Annotated in this window: 12 protein-coding genes; 7 read left to right on the forward strand and 5 right to left on the reverse strand. The window is 65.7% G+C overall.

Features of this window, described 5'->3' with window-relative positions; genetic code table 11:
* Window positions 1–9 precede the first annotated feature (9 nt).
* Genes FHY02_RS21620 through FHY02_RS23390 form a run of 3 tightly spaced genes read right to left on the reverse strand, consistent with a single transcriptional unit; the run spans window position 10 to window position 3,519 of the window.
* Entirely contained in the window at window positions 10–1,512 is a 1,503-nt protein-coding gene (locus FHY02_RS21620; RefSeq protein ID WP_183926242.1) for a carboxylesterase/lipase family protein, read from the reverse strand.
* A 19-nt stretch (window positions 1,513–1,531) separates the two neighbouring features.
* Complete coding sequence (locus tag FHY02_RS21625) at window positions 1,532–2,521, reverse strand: bile acid:sodium symporter family protein (protein WP_183926244.1); 990 nt, start codon at window positions 2,519–2,521, stop codon at window positions 1,532–1,534.
* A 17-nt stretch (window positions 2,522–2,538) separates the two neighbouring features.
* A complete protein-coding gene (locus FHY02_RS23390) occupies window positions 2,539–3,519 on the reverse strand; it encodes a PDR/VanB family oxidoreductase (RefSeq protein WP_221198785.1) in 981 nt (326 codons plus the stop codon).
* Window positions 3,520–3,711: 192 nt separating this feature from the next.
* On the opposite strand from FHY02_RS23390, the gene FHY02_RS21635 reads away from it, so the two are divergent.
* Window positions 3,712–6,054, forward strand: coding sequence for an acetamidase/formamidase family protein (locus FHY02_RS21635; protein WP_183926246.1), 2,343 nt, complete (start codon window positions 3,712–3,714; stop codon window positions 6,052–6,054).
* 444 nt (window positions 6,055–6,498) lie between these two features.
* On the forward strand, window positions 6,499–7,398 hold the full coding sequence (locus FHY02_RS21640; protein ID WP_183926248.1) for a ribokinase: 900 nt from the start codon (window positions 6,499–6,501) through the stop codon (window positions 7,396–7,398).
* 248 nt (window positions 7,399–7,646) lie between these two features.
* Here FHY02_RS21640 and FHY02_RS21645 read toward each other — a convergent pair whose 3' ends face one another.
* A complete protein-coding gene (locus FHY02_RS21645; RefSeq protein WP_183926250.1) occupies window positions 7,647–10,223 on the reverse strand; it encodes a TonB-dependent receptor plug domain-containing protein in 2,577 nt (858 codons plus the stop codon).
* A gap of 133 nt (window positions 10,224–10,356) precedes the next feature.
* Here FHY02_RS21645 and FHY02_RS21650 point away from each other — a divergent pair, with 133 nt between their 5' ends.
* The 5 genes from FHY02_RS21650 to FHY02_RS21670 all read left to right on the forward strand — a co-directional run bounded on the left by FHY02_RS21650 (window position 10,357) and on the right by FHY02_RS21670 (window position 16,059).
* On the forward strand, window positions 10,357–11,169 hold the full coding sequence (locus tag FHY02_RS21650; protein WP_183926253.1) for an oxidoreductase: 813 nt from the start codon (window positions 10,357–10,359) through the stop codon (window positions 11,167–11,169).
* Between the two features lie 142 nt (window positions 11,170–11,311).
* Window positions 11,312–12,514 (forward strand): aromatic ring-hydroxylating dioxygenase subunit alpha, encoded by a 1,203-nt coding sequence (locus tag FHY02_RS21655; RefSeq protein WP_183926255.1) that lies wholly within the window; start codon window positions 11,312–11,314, stop codon window positions 12,512–12,514.
* Between the two features lie 97 nt (window positions 12,515–12,611).
* On the forward strand, window positions 12,612–13,712 hold the full coding sequence (locus tag FHY02_RS21660; RefSeq protein WP_183926257.1) for an acetamidase/formamidase family protein: 1,101 nt from the start codon (window positions 12,612–12,614) through the stop codon (window positions 13,710–13,712).
* 13 nt (window positions 13,713–13,725) lie between these two features.
* Window positions 13,726–14,748 carry a helix-turn-helix domain-containing protein gene (locus FHY02_RS21665; RefSeq protein ID WP_183926259.1) on the forward strand — a complete coding sequence of 341 codons (1,023 nt, stop codon included), beginning with the start codon at window positions 13,726–13,728 and terminating at the stop codon, window positions 14,746–14,748.
* Between the two features lie 288 nt (window positions 14,749–15,036).
* On the forward strand, window positions 15,037–16,059 hold the full coding sequence (locus FHY02_RS21670) for an IS110 family transposase (protein WP_183926261.1): 1,023 nt from the start codon (window positions 15,037–15,039) through the stop codon (window positions 16,057–16,059).
* A gap of 348 nt (window positions 16,060–16,407) precedes the next feature.
* Here FHY02_RS21670 and FHY02_RS21675 read toward each other — a convergent pair whose 3' ends face one another.
* Window positions 16,408–16,590 (reverse strand): hypothetical protein, encoded by a 183-nt coding sequence (locus FHY02_RS21675; protein WP_132910979.1) that lies wholly within the window; start codon window positions 16,588–16,590, stop codon window positions 16,408–16,410.
* Window positions 16,591–16,800 lie beyond the last annotated feature (210 nt).

The raw sequence follows: 16,800 nt of genomic DNA on the forward strand, positions 1-16,800 counted from the left end.
TTGCTTGATCTACCTGGCGTCCGCCGATCCTGCCGCCGCCTCTATCAGATCGAGGCGCGGGCGCGCGAAGTCGATGACCGTGCTGGTGCCATAGGCGTTGATCAGTTGCAGGCGGTCGGCGCGGGGGGTGAACGCGGGCCAGTCGGGCGCACCGGCATGGTTGGGGTTGCCCGTCCTTGCGAACGCGAGCCAATAATCCCCCATCAGCCGCGCGGTTGCACGATCCGCCGCAGTCCATCGATAGCCCGGGTGCGCCGGCCCGTTGCCGAACACGAACGGTATCTCGTCGGCATGGCCCACGCCCGGCGTGGTCGCGCGCAATGCCTCCGGCACATAGGCGAAGCGATAGAGATAGACCGGCGCGCCGTGCGCCGCCTGCTGCTTGGCACGCCAGCGTGCGGGTTCGGTCATCGCATTCTCACCCCACAGCCGCCCGATCTGGCTTTCACGCGTGTCGCCCGAGGCGGCGTAGGCGGCGAGCAGCGCGGAAGCCTTGTCGCCGAACTGGCGAACCATCGTTTCGCCTCCGCCCGGGAACCAGCGCAACAGGCTTTGCTCAAAATCGTTGGCGCCGACCAGATAGGGGACCTTCGCAGCCAGCCCGGTGCGGAAGGCAACATCGGTGCGTGCGACCACCAGCTTTCCGTCGATCACCGGGCGCGCGGCGACGGTGACGGGGGCGTCGAGGATCATGTCGGCGCCGAGCGCGCGCAATTGCGCGAGCGTCGTCGCGCGCTTGATCGTAGCCCACGCGCTACCCTTTGCGGCGGCGGCATCGATCGAATCGAGCACGTCGTTGCGGCCGCCCGATGCCGATATCGCCCTGGCGAACAGTCCTTTGGCAGCGGGCGAGGTCATCAGGAAATTGACAGACGAGGCGCCCGCCGACTCGCCGAAGATCGTGACGTTCGCGGCATCGCCCCCAAACGGCGCGATATTGTCGCGAACCCATTTAAGAGCCGCTATCTGATCCATCAGCCCATAATTGGCGATCGGCTGCCCTGCCTGTTCCTTGAGCAGTTCGGGATGGACGAACGTCCCGAACCGCCCGAGCCGATAGTTGAGCGTCACCACTATGGCACCGCGAGCCGCCAGCGCCGCACCGTCATAATCGGGCATCGACCCCGATCCCATAATGAACGCACCGCCGTGTATCCACACCATCACCGGCAGTCGCGCGCCGAGCGTCGCTCGCGGACGCCAGATGTTGAGGAAGAGGCAATCCTCACTCTGCTGATTGGTGTAGCCGACGGGGAGCGGGTTGTTCTTCGAATCCTGAACGCAATCCGCGCCGATCGCGCTCGCCTGCCGCATCCCCGTCCAGCGCGTAGCCGGAGCGGGCGGGCGCCAGCGAGACGCGCCGATCGGGGGTGCCGCATAGGGCACCCCGAGGAATGCCTCGACCGCGCCCGTGTACAATCCTTCGATTCGGCCTGCCGGCGTATCGACACGCGGACCGGCGAGGGCAGGCGAAGCGATCGCGCACAAGGTGAGCAGGGCAAAGCGCTTCATAGGGGTCGCTCCCTTGGGGTCAGGCGGCGGCGAGGTCCGCGGTGGCGGCATCGTCCGCGCCGCGCGCGAACGCCTGCGCCATCGCGGCGCAGACGATAAGCTGGAGTTGGTGGAACAGCATCACCGGCAACAGCACCGACCCCAGCGCCGCCGCCGGGAACAGCGTCGAGGCGATTGGCACCCCGGTCGCGAGGCTCTTCTTCGAGCCTGCGAACAGCATCACGATCCGGTCCTCGCGCTTCAGCCCGATCCACGACGACGCCCACCAGGTCAGCGTCATCACCGTCGCCAGCAGCGCGGCGGAGACGAGCAGGATCGCGGCGATGTCGGTGGCGTCCACACGGTTCCACAGTCCCTCGACCACCGAGGCGCTGAACGCGGAGAAGACGATCAGCAGGATCGAGCTGCGATCGACGCGGCCCACCAGCTTGCGATGCCGGTCGACGACCTTGCCGATCCACGGGCGCAGCAAATGCCCGGCGGCAAATGGCAGCACCAGTTGCAGCACGATCTTTTCGATCGCAGCGGTCGAGACGCTTGCGCTATGCCCCATCAGCAGCGCGACGAGGAACGGCGTCGCCATCACGCCCAGCAGGCTGGAAAAGGACGCGCTGCACACCGCCGCTGCGACATTGCCGCGCGCGAGTGCGGTGAAGGCGATCGACGACTGGACAGTGGAGGGCAACAGGCACAGGAACAGGATGCCGTCGAGCAAGCCCGGCGCCATGTGCCCCGTTAACGCCGCGCGGATTGCCAGCCCCAGCAGCGGGAACAGCGCGAAGGTCGTCGCCAACACCGCCGCATGGAGCCGCAGGTTGCTGAACCCCGAGACAATCGCATCGCGCGACAGCTTCGCGCCGTGGAGGAGGAACAGCAGGACGATCGACACTTCCGCGGCGATCTCCACCGCCTGCGCTGCGAGCCCGCGCACCGGCGCGATGCTGGCGAGCACCACCAGCCCCAGCATGAGCACGATGAACGGATCGACCCAGCCGGTCGTACGCGACATTGCGCGCCGCAACGCACTCACAGGTCAAGCACCAGGTGCGCGGACTTGGCGCCCGAACAGCAGACCATCATTGTCCGGTTCGCCGCCTTTTCCGCATCGGAAAGCACATCGTCACGGTGATCGGGCACGCCGTCGAGCACCGTCGCCTCGCACGCGCCGCAGATCCCCTCGGCACAGGAATGCGGGATGTTGATCCCCGCCGCCTTCAGCGTCTCGAGGATCGTCGATCCTTGCGCGACCGCATAGCACCCCCCCGTTCGCGCCAATTCGACGGTGAACCCGCCCTCGGTCGCCGTGGTGCCGGTGCCCGCGAAGCGCTCCAGATGGACCACGGCTTCGTCCACTCCGGCGGCTTTGGCCGCGTCGACATAGGCATCGAGCATCCCGGACGGCCCGCAGGCGTAAAAATGGCTGCCCGCGGGTGCCTGGGCAAATAACCGCGCGAGATCCAGCCGCGCGCCTCGATCCGCTTCGAACACCGTCTCGAACGTCGTTGCCAACCCTTCCAGCACCGGCGCGATCTCGTTAAGCAGCGGCGCGGTTGCGGCGCTGCGCGCGCCGAAATGGAAGGAGAAGGGCCGTCCCAGCGTGCGCAGCCGCTGCGCCATCGCCCACAGCGGCGTCACCCCGATTCCGCCCGCGATCAACACGCTGTGCGCCGCGTCCTCTATTAAGGGAAAATGGCAACGTGGCGCGCTGATGGTGATGACGTCGCCTTCAGAGACCTGTTCGTGCAGGTGCCGCGATCCGCCCCGGCTATCGGCATCCAGCGCGACCGCGACGACATAGCGCCCGCTGTCCGCCGGATCGTTGAGCAGCGAATATTGCCGGATCAGATCGGGGGTCAGGTGCAGGTCGATATGCGCGCCAGCGACGAACGGCGGCAGTATCGCGTCTGCGTCGGGCAGCAGATCCAGGATCGCGACCGCCCCCGCGCTGCCTTCCGCCCCCGTCACGCGGATCCGGTCGACCCGTACGCTGATCTGTTCGACGTCCACCGCTCTCTGATCCCGCCCCTAGCGCACAAAATGCTGCGACTGCTTGAGCATAGGTGACACGGCATGCCCGCGACGGCTTGCCTGAAACGGCACGAATTCTTGCGCACGGCCGGTGTCGCGCGCAGCCGGGCCGTCCCGCTATGGCCACCGATGCTGCGTTGCGGCACCTTTATCATCACCGGGTAGCCGATCATGCTGCGTTCGCTCGGTAAATGCGGGGATCTTGAATTGCGATTCACCACGAATGCCTATCCCAAGGAAGAACGCTGGGAGGCGTGGCGCTTCGCGCTCAAGCGCAAATCGGTGCTGCTCAACGTCATGAGCGAACCGGCCTATGGCGAGCTGTCGAGCCATCGCGGCGCCAACGGGCCCGAGTTCATCAGCATATCCTCCACCAGCCAGAACGTCACGATCGACCTGTCAGATCGCGCCGATCATATCTGGATGGTGCAGCTGCTGGAGGGCGAGCTTTCCGCCACGGTCGGCGCGCAGACGGTTGTCGTGCGTGAAGGCGACGTGCTGATCGGCGGGAACGATGCACGCGCGGTGCTGGATCTGCCGCGCGATCATCGCTTCCTAATGATGCATGTCCCGCGCGCGTTTTTTGGCCCGGCGGTGCGCAACCTGCTGCCCGCCGATCTCAGCCTGATCGCGTCGGATACCGGGGCGGGGCGGTTGCTGTCGGCGATGCTGCGCTCGGTCGCGGATACGATCAACGAGCTCACCAGCGACCGGCTGCGCCCGGTCGAACTCAGCCTGTCCGAATTCCTGCTCACTGCGCTGCTTGAGGGGGCGCCCGCGCGCTCGCTCGGCGGGTCGGCGGGTGCGCGCGCGATGCTGCTGGAGCGCGTCTTCCAGTCGATCGAGATGCATCTTTCCGATCCGACGCTCAACCTTCAATTCGTCGCCACCGAGCACGGCATCTCGATGCGCTACCTCCAGAAGCTGTTCGAATCGATCGACGACAGCTTCGGCCATTATGTGAAGCAACGGCGGCTTGAACGCTGCCGGATGGACCTGGTCAGTCCGCTGCATGCGCAGAAGTCGATTTCCGACATCCTGTTTCAATGGGGCTTCAACGATTCGGCCTCGTTCAGCCGCAGCTTCCGCGAGCGCTACGGAGTGTCGCCGCGCGAATATCGCAAGGCCTCGCCCGGCGGCGAGGACGACAGTGTTCCCCAGCGCGGCAGCCCCGTCGCGCGCACCGCCGACGCGCCGACCGACGAACCGCTAGAGCTTGAGGCTGCGATCGAACCCGGCATCGGCGCCGACGATATGGTCCCCGCCGGCGACGTGCGCCATCATCATCTGCGCGCGACGGTGGACACCGTCCATTGGGGCTATCTCAGCCGTAACCTGCGCCCGGTGCTGCGCGTCCGGTCGGGCGATTACGTCACGATCGAGACGGTCACTCATCACGCCGGCGACGATCACGAACGGATGATCGAGGGCGACCCGGAGGTCGAGCGCATCTACCATTGGGAAAAGGGCGACAAGGCAATCAACCGCCGCGGCGCCGGGCCGATGGATGCCTCCGCGGTCGGGCGCGGCGCGGGCGAGGGGTTCGGTGTCCATATCATGACCGGACCGATCGCGATCGCGGGGGCGGAGCGCGGCGACGTCGTGGAGGTGCGCTTCCTGGAGATGACGCCGCGCCCCTCGGGCAGCGAAAAGTTCGCCGGGCGCAGCTTCGGCAGCAACGTCGCGGCCTATTGGGGCTTTCATTACGGCGACATGTTGACCGAGCCTAAGCCGCGCGAGGTCGTCACCATATATGAGGTCGAGCGGCGCCACGGCGGGCATTGCGCGCAAGCGGTCTACAGTTACCGTTACGTGCCGCAGACCGACCCCAATGGCGTCGTTCACCAGCGCTATGATTACCCCGGGGTGATCGTCGATCCCGAACTGGTGACGAAGAACTTCAACGTGCTGCGCGACGTAGAGGTGCCGGTGCGCCCGCATTTCGGCTTTGTCGCGATGGCGCCCGCGCATGACGGGCTGATCGATTCGGTCCCACCCGCCAATTTTGGCGGCAATATCGACAACTGGCGGATGGGCGCAGGTGGATCGGTTTTCCTGCCGGTCAATGTCGCGGAAGGGCTGCTGTCACTGGGTGATCCGCATGCGTCGCAGGGCGACTCCGAATTGTGCGGCACCGCCATCGAATGTTCGATGAGCGCGGTGATCCAGATTGTGCTCCACCGGCGTGTCGACCAGCCCGAGACACTGCGCGATCTCGATTACCCGTTGATCGAGACGCGCGACGAATGGGTGATCCTGGGCTTTTCGCAGCCCAATTACCTGCGCGATCTGGGCGGCAAGGCGCAGAGCGACATCTACAAGCAGAGTTCGATCGAAAGCGCGATGCGCGATGCCTTCCGCAAGGCTCGCCGCTTCCTAATGACGACGCGCGGGCTGACCGAGGACGAGGCGATCTCCCTGCTGTCCGTCGGAGTCGATTTCGGCGTGACACAGGTGGTCAATGGCAACTGGGGCGCGCACGCGATCATCCGCAAGGCGCTGTTCGTGCATTGATGGGCGCACCCGATTGCGGAAGTGGGTGAATGGCCGGTTTGCCGGGGAGCTGTGTTTCACCAACTGTCCGATTCGAGCAGCATCGAGCCTGCCGAGGTGCGCCCGTCGAGAACTCGTCGGGCGTGGTGGCTCCCCAAAATTCGACTTCAGGTCTCGGCCTCGCTCAACCCTGCGCTCGAGACGAACGGACTCACTAGTGGGTATCCGTTCGTGCTGAGGAGAGGCTGAGCTTGTCGAGGCCCTGTTTCGAAGCACCGGGAACCACCGTCCCTCGAAGAGTCATCTCGACAAGCTCAATGGCTCCTCAGGATCAACGGAGTCCGCGAGAAAACCGAAATAAACGGCGCGCGAATCCGACGGGCCAACAGACCATGCACCGGACGACAAGTCGCCGTGTGCGCAGCATCAACGCGCGAGGGGCTCGGCTGCGCTAGGCTTGCGGGCATGAGCATCGCGCCCCGCATCGCCGTCGTCGGCAGCATCAACACAGACATCATCATCGACGTGGCGGCACTGCCGCGCCCGCACGAGACGATAATGACCCGCGGGCTGCGGCGGGGGATAGGGGGCAAGGGGCTCAATCAGGCGATCGCCGCGCGGCGGATGGGTGCGCGCGTGTGCATGATCGGCGCGGTCGGCAACGATGCCGAAGGGGCGGCGGCGTGCGGCCATCTGGTCGCGGCGGGGATCAACACGCTCTATATCGATGGTGTCGCGGCGCCGACCGGGACCGCGCACATCATGGTCGCGGCCGATGGCGGCAATGTCATCGCGGTGACGGCGGGCGCGAACGCGCTGGTGACGCCCGCGCTGGTGGAGGCGGCGGAAGCCTCGATCGCAGACGCGGGGTTGCTTATGGTACAGCTTGAAACCCCGCTTGATGCGATCGAGGCGGCGCTGCGCGTCGCGCGGCGGCACAATGTCCGCACGCTCCTGAACCCTGCGCCTGCCGAATGCGCCGCACTGTCGCTGTTGCCGCTGGTCGATCTGGTGACGCCGAACGAGACCGAACTGGCGACACTTACCGGCACCGATGACGTGGCGGCGGGGCTGAAGGCGCTGGTCGCGGCGGGAGCGGGCGCCGCGCTGGTGACGCTGGGGGGAGATGGCAGCGCCGCGCTGATCGGCGACGAACTGGTGCGCCAGCCCGCGTTTCCCGCGTCGGCTGTGGACACCACAGGGGCGGGGGACGCCTACAACGGTGCGTTGGCGTATGCGCTGGCACTGGGCGAGCCACTGCCGGCCGCGATGCGGCTGGCGGCGGCGGCGGGAGCGCTGGCGGTATCGCGCGCCACGGCGGATGCGGCGCCAACCTATCGCGAGGCGCTGGCGCTGCTGGGATAGCGCAGCAGCGCTCCTTCTGGTCATGCCAGCAACGGCTGGCATCCCTGTCTCCGTCGCGAATTTGCTGCCCCGCGACGGCCATAGGAGGACCCCAGCCTTCGCCGGGAGTGACGATGGCGTGATGCGCGCCGAGGCGCCGCCGCTCGCATCGAGGTGTCTCCCAGGCTCCGGAGTAGCGCCATGATGCGGATTTAGTGAACCTCCGTCCTGCCACCCGCGCCCATTGCGGCGCGGGTGGCGCGCCGATTCTAAAAATTGCGGCTCAAGCGGACCTGGACGGTGCGGCCGATGCCCGGCAGGACATTGGCGTTGGCGTCGGTGTCGTAACCGGCGATGAAGTACCGCTTGTCGAACAGGTTGTTGGCGTTCACGTCCACACGCCACGGCCCGTCGATGACATAGACGCCCGCACGGAACAGCGCATAGCTCGGCACCTTGATCGCCCCCGGCAGATAGCCGCCGGTCTGCGACGAATACGTCACGCCGCCGGTCAGCCCCCAGTGCCCGCGCCGGTCATAGGTGGCGAATAGCGATGCGCTCGTGTCCGGGGTGGCATGCAGGTAATAGCCGCCCTGTAGCTCTGGTATGCGGTTGGCGTTCGTGAAGACATAACCGCCATAGCCGTCGGTGCACGGGATCCCGGCAAGGCATGACGGCACCGTCAGGAAGAAGCCAGCTCCGGCGGTCGGCAGCACCTTGGTCCGCTGGTGCGTGAAGGTGCCGGTGACCCCTAGGGAGCGGGTGACGAGATAGCGCAGCTCCGCTTCGATGCCCCGCGTCCGCCGGGCATCGACCGATTGCACCCCAGTGGGCGGGGTGGAGAGATACGATCGTCGCTGCTCATAGGCGTCGATTGCCGCGAAAAGCCGCCCGCCGAACTGTGAGGTCTTGATCCCGACTTCCTTCAGCTTCGACGGCCCGAGATAGGCGTCGTTCTGCACCAGCGCGGGGTTGATCCCGCCGCCTTGATCGACCTGGACCGAGCGCGCTTCCGCATAGGTGCCGTAGAAGGTCGCCAACGGGATTTTGTATGCCAGCGAGGTGTTGAAGCTGCCCGTCGTGTCGCTCGCGCGGAAGGTTTGGCGCGCGCCGTCCACCTCGCTGCCGGTGTTGAGCGACTTGACCTTATAGTTGTCGACGCGCCCGCCTGCGGTCAGCCTTACCGGCCCCAGCGTCGCATCGACCAGCGCGAACCCGCCGATGTCGCGGATCGTGCTCTTCACGTCGGTGGCCCAGGCGAAATTATCGCCCGCGAACGGGTTGTTGAACCGGTCGTCGATCGTCGCCCCGACGCTCAGGTCGCGGCGGTCCTCGGAGAGGACAAAGTCGTTCAGGCTGCTCTGCACATGCGCGTCGGTGAAGCGGTGATTGCCGCCGAACACGGTCTTCCACTCGACCGGCCCGGTCGCGAAATCGGCGAGATAGCTCAGCCGCTGCTCGGTCACGGTCGAGCGATAATAGCTGCCGAAGCCGTAGCTCTGGTAGTTGCGCGAGCTCAGTGTATTAACGAAGCTCTCGAACTTCAGCGTGCTGCCATTGTCGAACGCATAGGCGAGGCGACCATAGCCGGTGTTGGTATATGCCTCGTTGATGTCCACGCCCTCGTCGATGAAAGTCGTGCGCGAGCTCAGCTTGACCATGCGGATCGTCGCCGGATCCAGCTTCGTGAAATTGTTCGGCGACACTGGTACCCCGATCGCGGGCCCATAGAACATCAGCGTCGACCCGCCGGTTACCTGATAGAACCGCTGCGGCGTGATATAGGGCGAGACCCCATCGGAGATCTGTGCGATTGGGCGACCGGCGACGTAACTGCTATTATCGATCAGATCCTGCGTGACGCGATTCCAGCCGATGTTCTTCAAATAGCCGTCCGAATGGATGTATTGATACGTCAGCTCGACCGACAGTTTCGACGTCAGGTCACCCGCATAGGATGCCTGCCCGATCTGCGACTTCGGGTGCATGCCCTTGTAGAAGCTGTCCGAGTCTTCCAGCTTGCCGAACAGGTGCAGCCCGCCCGCATTGCCACCAATGCCCAGCGGGATCGCGACATTGCCGGTCAGCTCGCGCTGGTTGTAGCTGCCCAGCACGCCCGTCAGGTTGCCGCTCAGCTCGTTGACGTATTTCGTCTTCTCGCCATAGCCGGTCTTGGGAATGAAGTTCAGGTACCCGCCGACCTGCCCCGCGCCATAGACGGGCGAGGCGGGGCCGCGAACGATTTCGATCGAGGAGGTCGCATCGACCGGCGTCGGGTAATTGGCGAAGTTCGACAGCCCCTGGAAGCCATTGAAATAGTTGTCCGCCATGTTGCCGCGCAGATTAAGGCTGCCCGGCACGCCGAAATAGGAGCCGGTCGAGGCGCCCGCCGAAACGCTGGCGAGATCGAAGACGTTGCGAATGTTGTAGCGCGAGAGGAGTTCGTCCGAGACGGCGGTGACAGAGCGCGGGGTGTCGACCAGCGGCTTGTCGATGCCGAACACGCTTTCGGTCGATCCGGCCTGGATCACGCCGTTCAGGTCGCGCGCGCCGGTGACGACAACATCGGCGCTTTCCTGCGGAGCATCTGTCGGATCGGCGGCGGCGGTCGCGGCGGCCGTTACGGCTTGGGCGTGCGCCGAACCGGTGGCAAGCGCCAGCGCGAGTGCGGATAGGCTAAGCGAATGCAGTCGCATGATACGCGACGGATCGAACATCGATCGTCCCCCTCTATATGGTTGATCCCCGGCCCGGCGCGGCATGGGCGTGTTCGCTCTCCTGCCGACGGGTTCCCGTGATCCGAATGTTCGATGCCGGCCGGGTAACCGTCTTGTGGCGGCGCGCACTGGAACTTGTGCGTGGCGCACCTTCTGCCGCTGCGCTCAACAAGCATGACGCGCAGCGCCAAGAGCGGTTCGCGCGGCTGTGGCGAAAGCGTGAGGGCCGCGATCTGCGCGGCATGGCGGTGGGGAAAATCTGATGCGATGGTTCATCACGGGCGCGTCGAAGGGCTTGGGGCGCGCGATCGCACAGGCGGCGCTGGAGCGCGGCGACACGGTGTTCGGCACGGTGCGCGGCGAGGCGGATGCGGCGGCGTTCGCGGCGCTGGCGCCGGGGCTGGGCACCGGGCTGGTCGCCGATGTCACCGATCGCGCGGCGATCGACCGCGCTGTGGCGGCGGCGGGCGAGATCGACGTGCTGGTCAACAACGCGGGCGTCGGGATCACCGGCGCGATCGAGGAATATAGCGGCGAGGACGTCCGCGCGCTGTTCGATGTCAACGTCTTCGGCGCAATCGCGGTATTGCAGGCGGTGCTGCCGGGGATGCGCGCGCGTCGCGCGGGGCGGATCCTCAACATCACCTCGGTCAGCGGCTGGGCGCCGTGGGCTGGAACCGCGCTTTATGGCGCGACCAAGTTCGCACTGGAATGCGTCGGGCGCACGCTGGCCCAGGAGGTCGCGGACTACGGCATCCGCGTCACCAACGTGGCGCCGGGCGGGCTGCGCACCGATTTCGCCGCCGGCTCGCTGCGAGCGGCGTCGAACCCGATCGAGAACTATGAAGGCCCCGCGCATGAGGCGGAGCGGACCTTGCGCGGCCATGCGGGCGAGGAGCCGGGCGACCCGGTGCTGGCGGCGGCGGCGGTGCTGCGGGTGGCTGATTCCGCCAAACCGCCGCTTCGCCTGCTGCTGGGGGCCGATGCGTTGCGTTATGCCGACGGCGAGATGGCGGCGATGAAGGCCGATGTCGACGCTTGGCGGGAGACCACGCTGTCGATTTCCTGTCGCTGAACCGAGGCGCCGCGCAACTTTGTGTGCGCCGCCAAACAAGAGAGTCGGGCGGCGGCAGGGGTAGCAATGGGATGTTGGCATCCGCCGGCCGCATGTAGTCTGCCGGGGCGCTGCCACGATACGAGTTGCTAGGAGCGCCGTGATGGCCGCTTTGCCTAACCAGGAATTCATCGCGTCGCTGAACACGTCCGCCATCGACCTTGCCGATGCCGAGACGCTGCCGCCCGCCTGCTACACCGACGCCGGCTTTTACGAGTTCGAGAAGGAGGCTCTCTTCTTCCACGAATGGCTGTGCGTGGGTCGTGAGAGTTGGGTTGCGGCGTCGGGCGACTATTTCACCACCAGGATCGTCGGCGAGCCGATCGTGGTGGCGCGTGGGCGCGACGGGAAGATCAATGCCATGTCGTCGGTCTGCGCGCATCGCGCGATGTTGGTCGCAGAAGGCGCGGGCAACACGCGGATGTTCCTGTGTCCCTATCATCACTGGGCCTATGGGCTGGACGGCAAGCTGGTCGGTGCGCCCGCGATGGAGAAGACCTGCAACTTCCAGAAGGAGGACCACGGGCTCGCGACCTTCAAGGTCGAGCTGTGGCAGGGGTTCATCTTCGTCAATTTCGATCATCAGGCCGCGCCGCTCGCGCCGCGCCTCGCCGCGGTGACCGAGGCGATCGCGGGCTATGACCTTGCCAGCGCCGAGGGAGAGAAGCCGGGCGAGCCGGGCGTTTTCGCATGGAATTGGAAGGTCATGTTCGAGAACAACAACGACGGCTATCACGCGTCGAAGCTGCATCAGGGGCCGCTGCACGATTTCGTGCCGTCGGAACTGTCGGTGTTTCCGGACGCCGACCCCGCTGACGCCGGCTTCCTGCGCTACAATGGCACGCTGCATCCGGACGCCAGCTTCAACGCCACTCAGAAGGCGCTGATGCCGGTCTTCCCGGGGCTGGACGAGACTGCGCGCAGCCGCATGACGTTCGCCAACATCCCGCCGACGCTATCGCTGGTGATGATGAGCGACATGGTGATCTATCTGATCCTGCGCCCGACCGGGCCGGAGACGATGGAGCAGGATACCGGCGTGTTGGTCGCGCCCGGCGCGTCGAAGCACCCGTCCTTCGCGTACAGGATGGCGATGAACATGACGGCGGCGTCGCACATCATCGATCAGGACATGCACGTCGACGGGCTGGTCCAGGTCGGGCTGCGCTCGCGCTTCGCGCCGCGAGGCCGCTATTCGTGGCAGGAAGGCGCACAGATCCAGTTCAATCGCTGGCTGGTGACCCGCTACCGCGAAACCTGGGACCGGCTAAACGGCGGCGCAAGGCCGGTCGTCCGCGCCGCCTGAGGCCTGATAATCCGGAATGGGACATTCCGTCGGCGCCCATCGCGCCGGCGAACCACCCGGCGCGTGCCGGACGACAGATCATACGAAGGGGGGTTTCATGTTGATGACCAGTGCGACCGGCGAGAAGCGCTCCGATACCGAGGCGCGCGCGCTCCATTTGCTGAAGGCGACCCCGGAGACGATCCATTGGGGCTATTTTCATCCCGAGGTAAAGCCCGCGCTGCGCGTCAACTCGGGCGATCTGGTGATGGCCGAGGCGATCACGCATCACGCGGGCGACGCGCCCGAGCTGATGATGGACCCGGCGATCCACCGCATCTACGCCGAGGTGCCCGAGGCGGATCGCAACCCCGGCGTCCACATTATGACTGGCCCGATCTATGTCGAGGGTGCGGAGCCCGGTGACATGCTGGAGGTGCGTTATCTGCGCATGGTCCCGCGCAACAATCATGGCTCGAACCTCGCCGCCAACTGGGGGCATCTGTACGAGGAGTTCGGGAAGAAGGAGCGCGTGACGATCTACGCGCTCAACCCCAACACCAACACTGCGACCGCGGAATATGCCTATGATTTTCCGGGCACCTATCTGACCCCGGGCACGATCACGCACTGCCCCGAATGCGACCGGATGCCCGCGCTGGAGGGAATCACCGTGCCCGCGCGCCCGCACCTGGGCACCGCGGGCGTCGCCCCGGCGGTCAACGAACGCATATCGACCATCCCGCCCGGGCTGCACGGCGGCAATATCGATAATTGGCGCATCGGCGCGGGCGCGACCATGTATTATCCGGTACAGGTGAAGGGCGGGCTGTTTTCGATCGGCGATCCGCATGTGTCGCAGGGCGACGGTGAAATCTCGGGCACCGCGATCGAGGCGTCGCTTGACGTGCTGTTCCAGATCGTGCTGCGGAAGGACTTCAGCTTTCCCTCGCCGCTGCTGGAGACGGCCGATACCTGGATCGTTCACGGATTTCACGAGGACCTCAACCAGGCGATGAAGAACGCCTCGCTCGATATGCTGACGCTATTGACCGAGCACCAGCGGCTGTCGCGCGACGACGCCTATTCGCTGATGTCGGTCGCCGCGGACTTCGGGGTCACGCAGGTCGTGGACGGGACACGCGGTATCCATGTACGCATCGATCGCGGCATCTTCCCGTCGAGAGGCGTGGTGAAGGACCCGCGCCGACTAGAGTGACGATGAAGGTGGCATGGCAAGCTGGAGCTTCTCGCTAGACGAGATCGAGGCCGGGGAGCGGCAGTCGGCGTGGATCGACGTGCTGTCGCGCCTCCGCCTGCCCGTGGCGGATCCCGGCTCGATGCGCGCGGCGGCTGGCGCGGTGACGGTCGCCACCGCGCCGCTGGGCACTGAATTCGCGCTGATGAGCGCGTCCGCGCAGACATTTTCAGGGCGCAGCGTCGATCTTCGCTCGAGCGCGTGGATCGTAGCGATCATCGCGGGCGAGGGCGTGTTGGCGGGCGCCGGCGGGGAGACCCCGGTGGCGCGCGGATCGTTAATCGTCGGGGCTCCGGAGATCGACACGACGCTGCGGATGGAAAGCGATTTTCGGCTGCTCTTCGTTCGCTTCCCGCAGGTTGCGGTCAGCTCGCGGCTGGTGACTCCGGTGGAGCGGACGGTGCGCGCGGTGTGGCCGGATGCGGGCTTCAATGCTCTGTTCTTCGGGTTCCTCGACACGCTGGCGGAGCAGATCGGAGCCCTCGGCGAGGATCACCTACCCGCGATCGAGCAATCGACGATCGAACTGCTCATCACGCTGGTGGCCAGTTCGGGCGGGATGGCGGCGCGCGGCGGCGCGGCGGGGGCGCGCGCCAGCCATTTGCGCCGCCTGTGCCAGCGGATCGAGGCCCGCCTGTCCGACCCCGAGCTGTCCCCGGTCGTGATCGCAGCCGAGGATGGCATTACGCCGCGCTATCTTCAGAAATTATTCACCGCCGCCGGCCTTCGTTTTTCCTCTTATGTGCGCGAGCGAAGGCTGGAGCGCTGCTATGCGGATCTCGTCAGCCCGATCCACGCGCAGCTGTCGATCTCCGAAATTTGCTACCGCTGGGGCTTCGGCGACGCACCCCATTTCAGCCGTGCCTTCCGCGCGCGCTACGGCATTACGCCGAGCCAGCATCGCGGTAAAGTCGCAGATGCGGAACTAAGCTCAAACATCGGGCCTTGCTCTGGAAGCAGTTGGCGGGACGCCCCTTGCATCCGACGCCGTGTGTAACAGGTCCGACATGGCCTGAAACACGAAAGGACATTAGCGCACAATCCTACGCGCTCCCATCTAGCGTCGGAACCGCGCGCTGTATCTCGATCCTTGCATTTAAATACCGACTTGCCCGATCTACCAGCCCCTTTCGGAAGGCCCGAGCGGCGAGATGAACATGGGGTAATCGCGGGAGCGAGCTACCTCGATCAGCGATGACGTGGAGGAAGGTGGCTGTTCCCCGGTAGATGAAGGTGCGGGCTCACGACTGGCAGCCGGGCCCATTCATCGGAACGGAGAACAGCCATGGGTGAGTATATCGGGCTCGACGTATCGTTGAAAGAGACAGCCGTTTCGATCCGGCGCGGTGGCAAGCGGGTGTGGCGTGGCAAGTACCTGTCGGATCCAGCGGCCATCGCGGCTCTGATCCGCAAACATGCGCCGGCCGCCGAGCGGGTTGTGTTCGAGACGGGGCCGCTCTCGATTTGGTTCTACCACGCGCTCACGGCAGAGGGGCTGCCCGCGATCTGCATCGACGCCCGTCATGCCAAGGCCGCGCTCGACATGGCGGCCAACAAGACAGATGCTAACGACGCCGACGGCCTGGCTCACTTGGCGGAGGTCGGGTTCTACAAGGAGGTGCGGGTCAAGAGCTTCGACAGCATGCTCGCGCGCACGTTGGTCGCGGCGCGGACTCGCCTGGTGCGGATCGGCACCGAGCTGTCGAACCAGATCCGGGGCTTGATGAAGACGTTCGGGCTGGTCGTCCCGCCGGCGTCGGGCAGCAAGTTCGAGCGGGAGGTGGAGGCTTTGCTCGCCGACAATGCCGACCTTGGCCGGATCATTCGGCCGCTACTCGAGGCCTGGCACGCGGTTCGCCTTCGCGCCGCGGAGCTGGGACGCAAGCTGCTGGCGGACGCCCGGCGCAGCGATGCCTGCCAGCTGCTCATGTCCATTCCCGGTGTCGGCGTCGTGACCGCCACTTCGTTCATCACAGCCATCGAGGATCCGACCAACTTCAAGCGATCACGATCTGTCGGTGCCTGGGTCGGGTTGACCACCCGGCGCTACCAGTCGGGCGAGATCGACTATGACGGCCATATCTCGCGGCGAGGCGACAGCCATTTGCGCGGGCTGCTCTACGAAGCCGCGACCGTACTGCTGGTCCGGAGCCGATCCGAGTGCGACCTGCGCAAGTGGGGGCTGCAGCTGCGCGAGCGGGTCGGCTTCAAGCGCGCTGCGGTCGCAGTTGCGCGCAAGCTGGCCGTTATCATGCACACTATGCTGGTCACTGGCGAACCGTTCCAGCAAACACGCGCCTCAGCCTGACACCCGAACTCGTCCGCGTCGCAAGGCGCTGCGAGACGTCCTGCCGGGACGTAGGCCGACCCACTCCGCGACGCTCGTTGCATCCGTTGCCTCAACGGCAGCAGAATGCGTAATGAACCTCGGAGGGGTCGCCCCGCGAAGCCCCATCATGCGGCGGCACATGCCGACCGCGAAGACGACCATGCTCCTGGCAGCGGCATCTTGAAAAACCCTTGCACCCGGCGCGATTAGACGACGAATGGCCGGAGTCGAGAAGCGGGGGGCCGTCTGAGTGTCCGCTGTTTGGTCCTCGGCACGAGAGAGTAGGTGGTCGCAAGCGCCCACTGATGCCGGTTGGCACTCCTGATGCTACCAAGCCCGAGGTACTCCGCCGACTCTCTTAGCAGCGGCGGCCTCAACCTCGTTTAATTCCGCTTGCGTCAACACGCCGGCACTAAGCACCTTGCGCATCAGCTCGTCTAAAAGCGCAGCGAGGAAGTGAACTTCGGCGCGCTCTGACTCAGTGTCTTCACCCTCTGCGTTCACCTGCATGCCGCGGCTCCCTCGATCGTTGAATGCGATCCAGGCATGACCACGGCAGCGGAGGGCACGCAAGAGGCGCGAATAGATGACGGCAGGCTCATGTTCGAGGGCGAGTGAGGCGCCACGCGTAACCGCGCCTGGGTCTCAGCAGCAAAAGGTGACTTAGAGATCAAAAAACGCACAGTAGATTGGAGAGGGGCGATCAGAACGCTGGACAGC

Source organism: Sphingomonas sp. BK069, assembly GCF_014193405.1.
Classification (GTDB): Bacteria; Pseudomonadota; Alphaproteobacteria; order Sphingomonadales; family Sphingomonadaceae; genus Sphingomonas.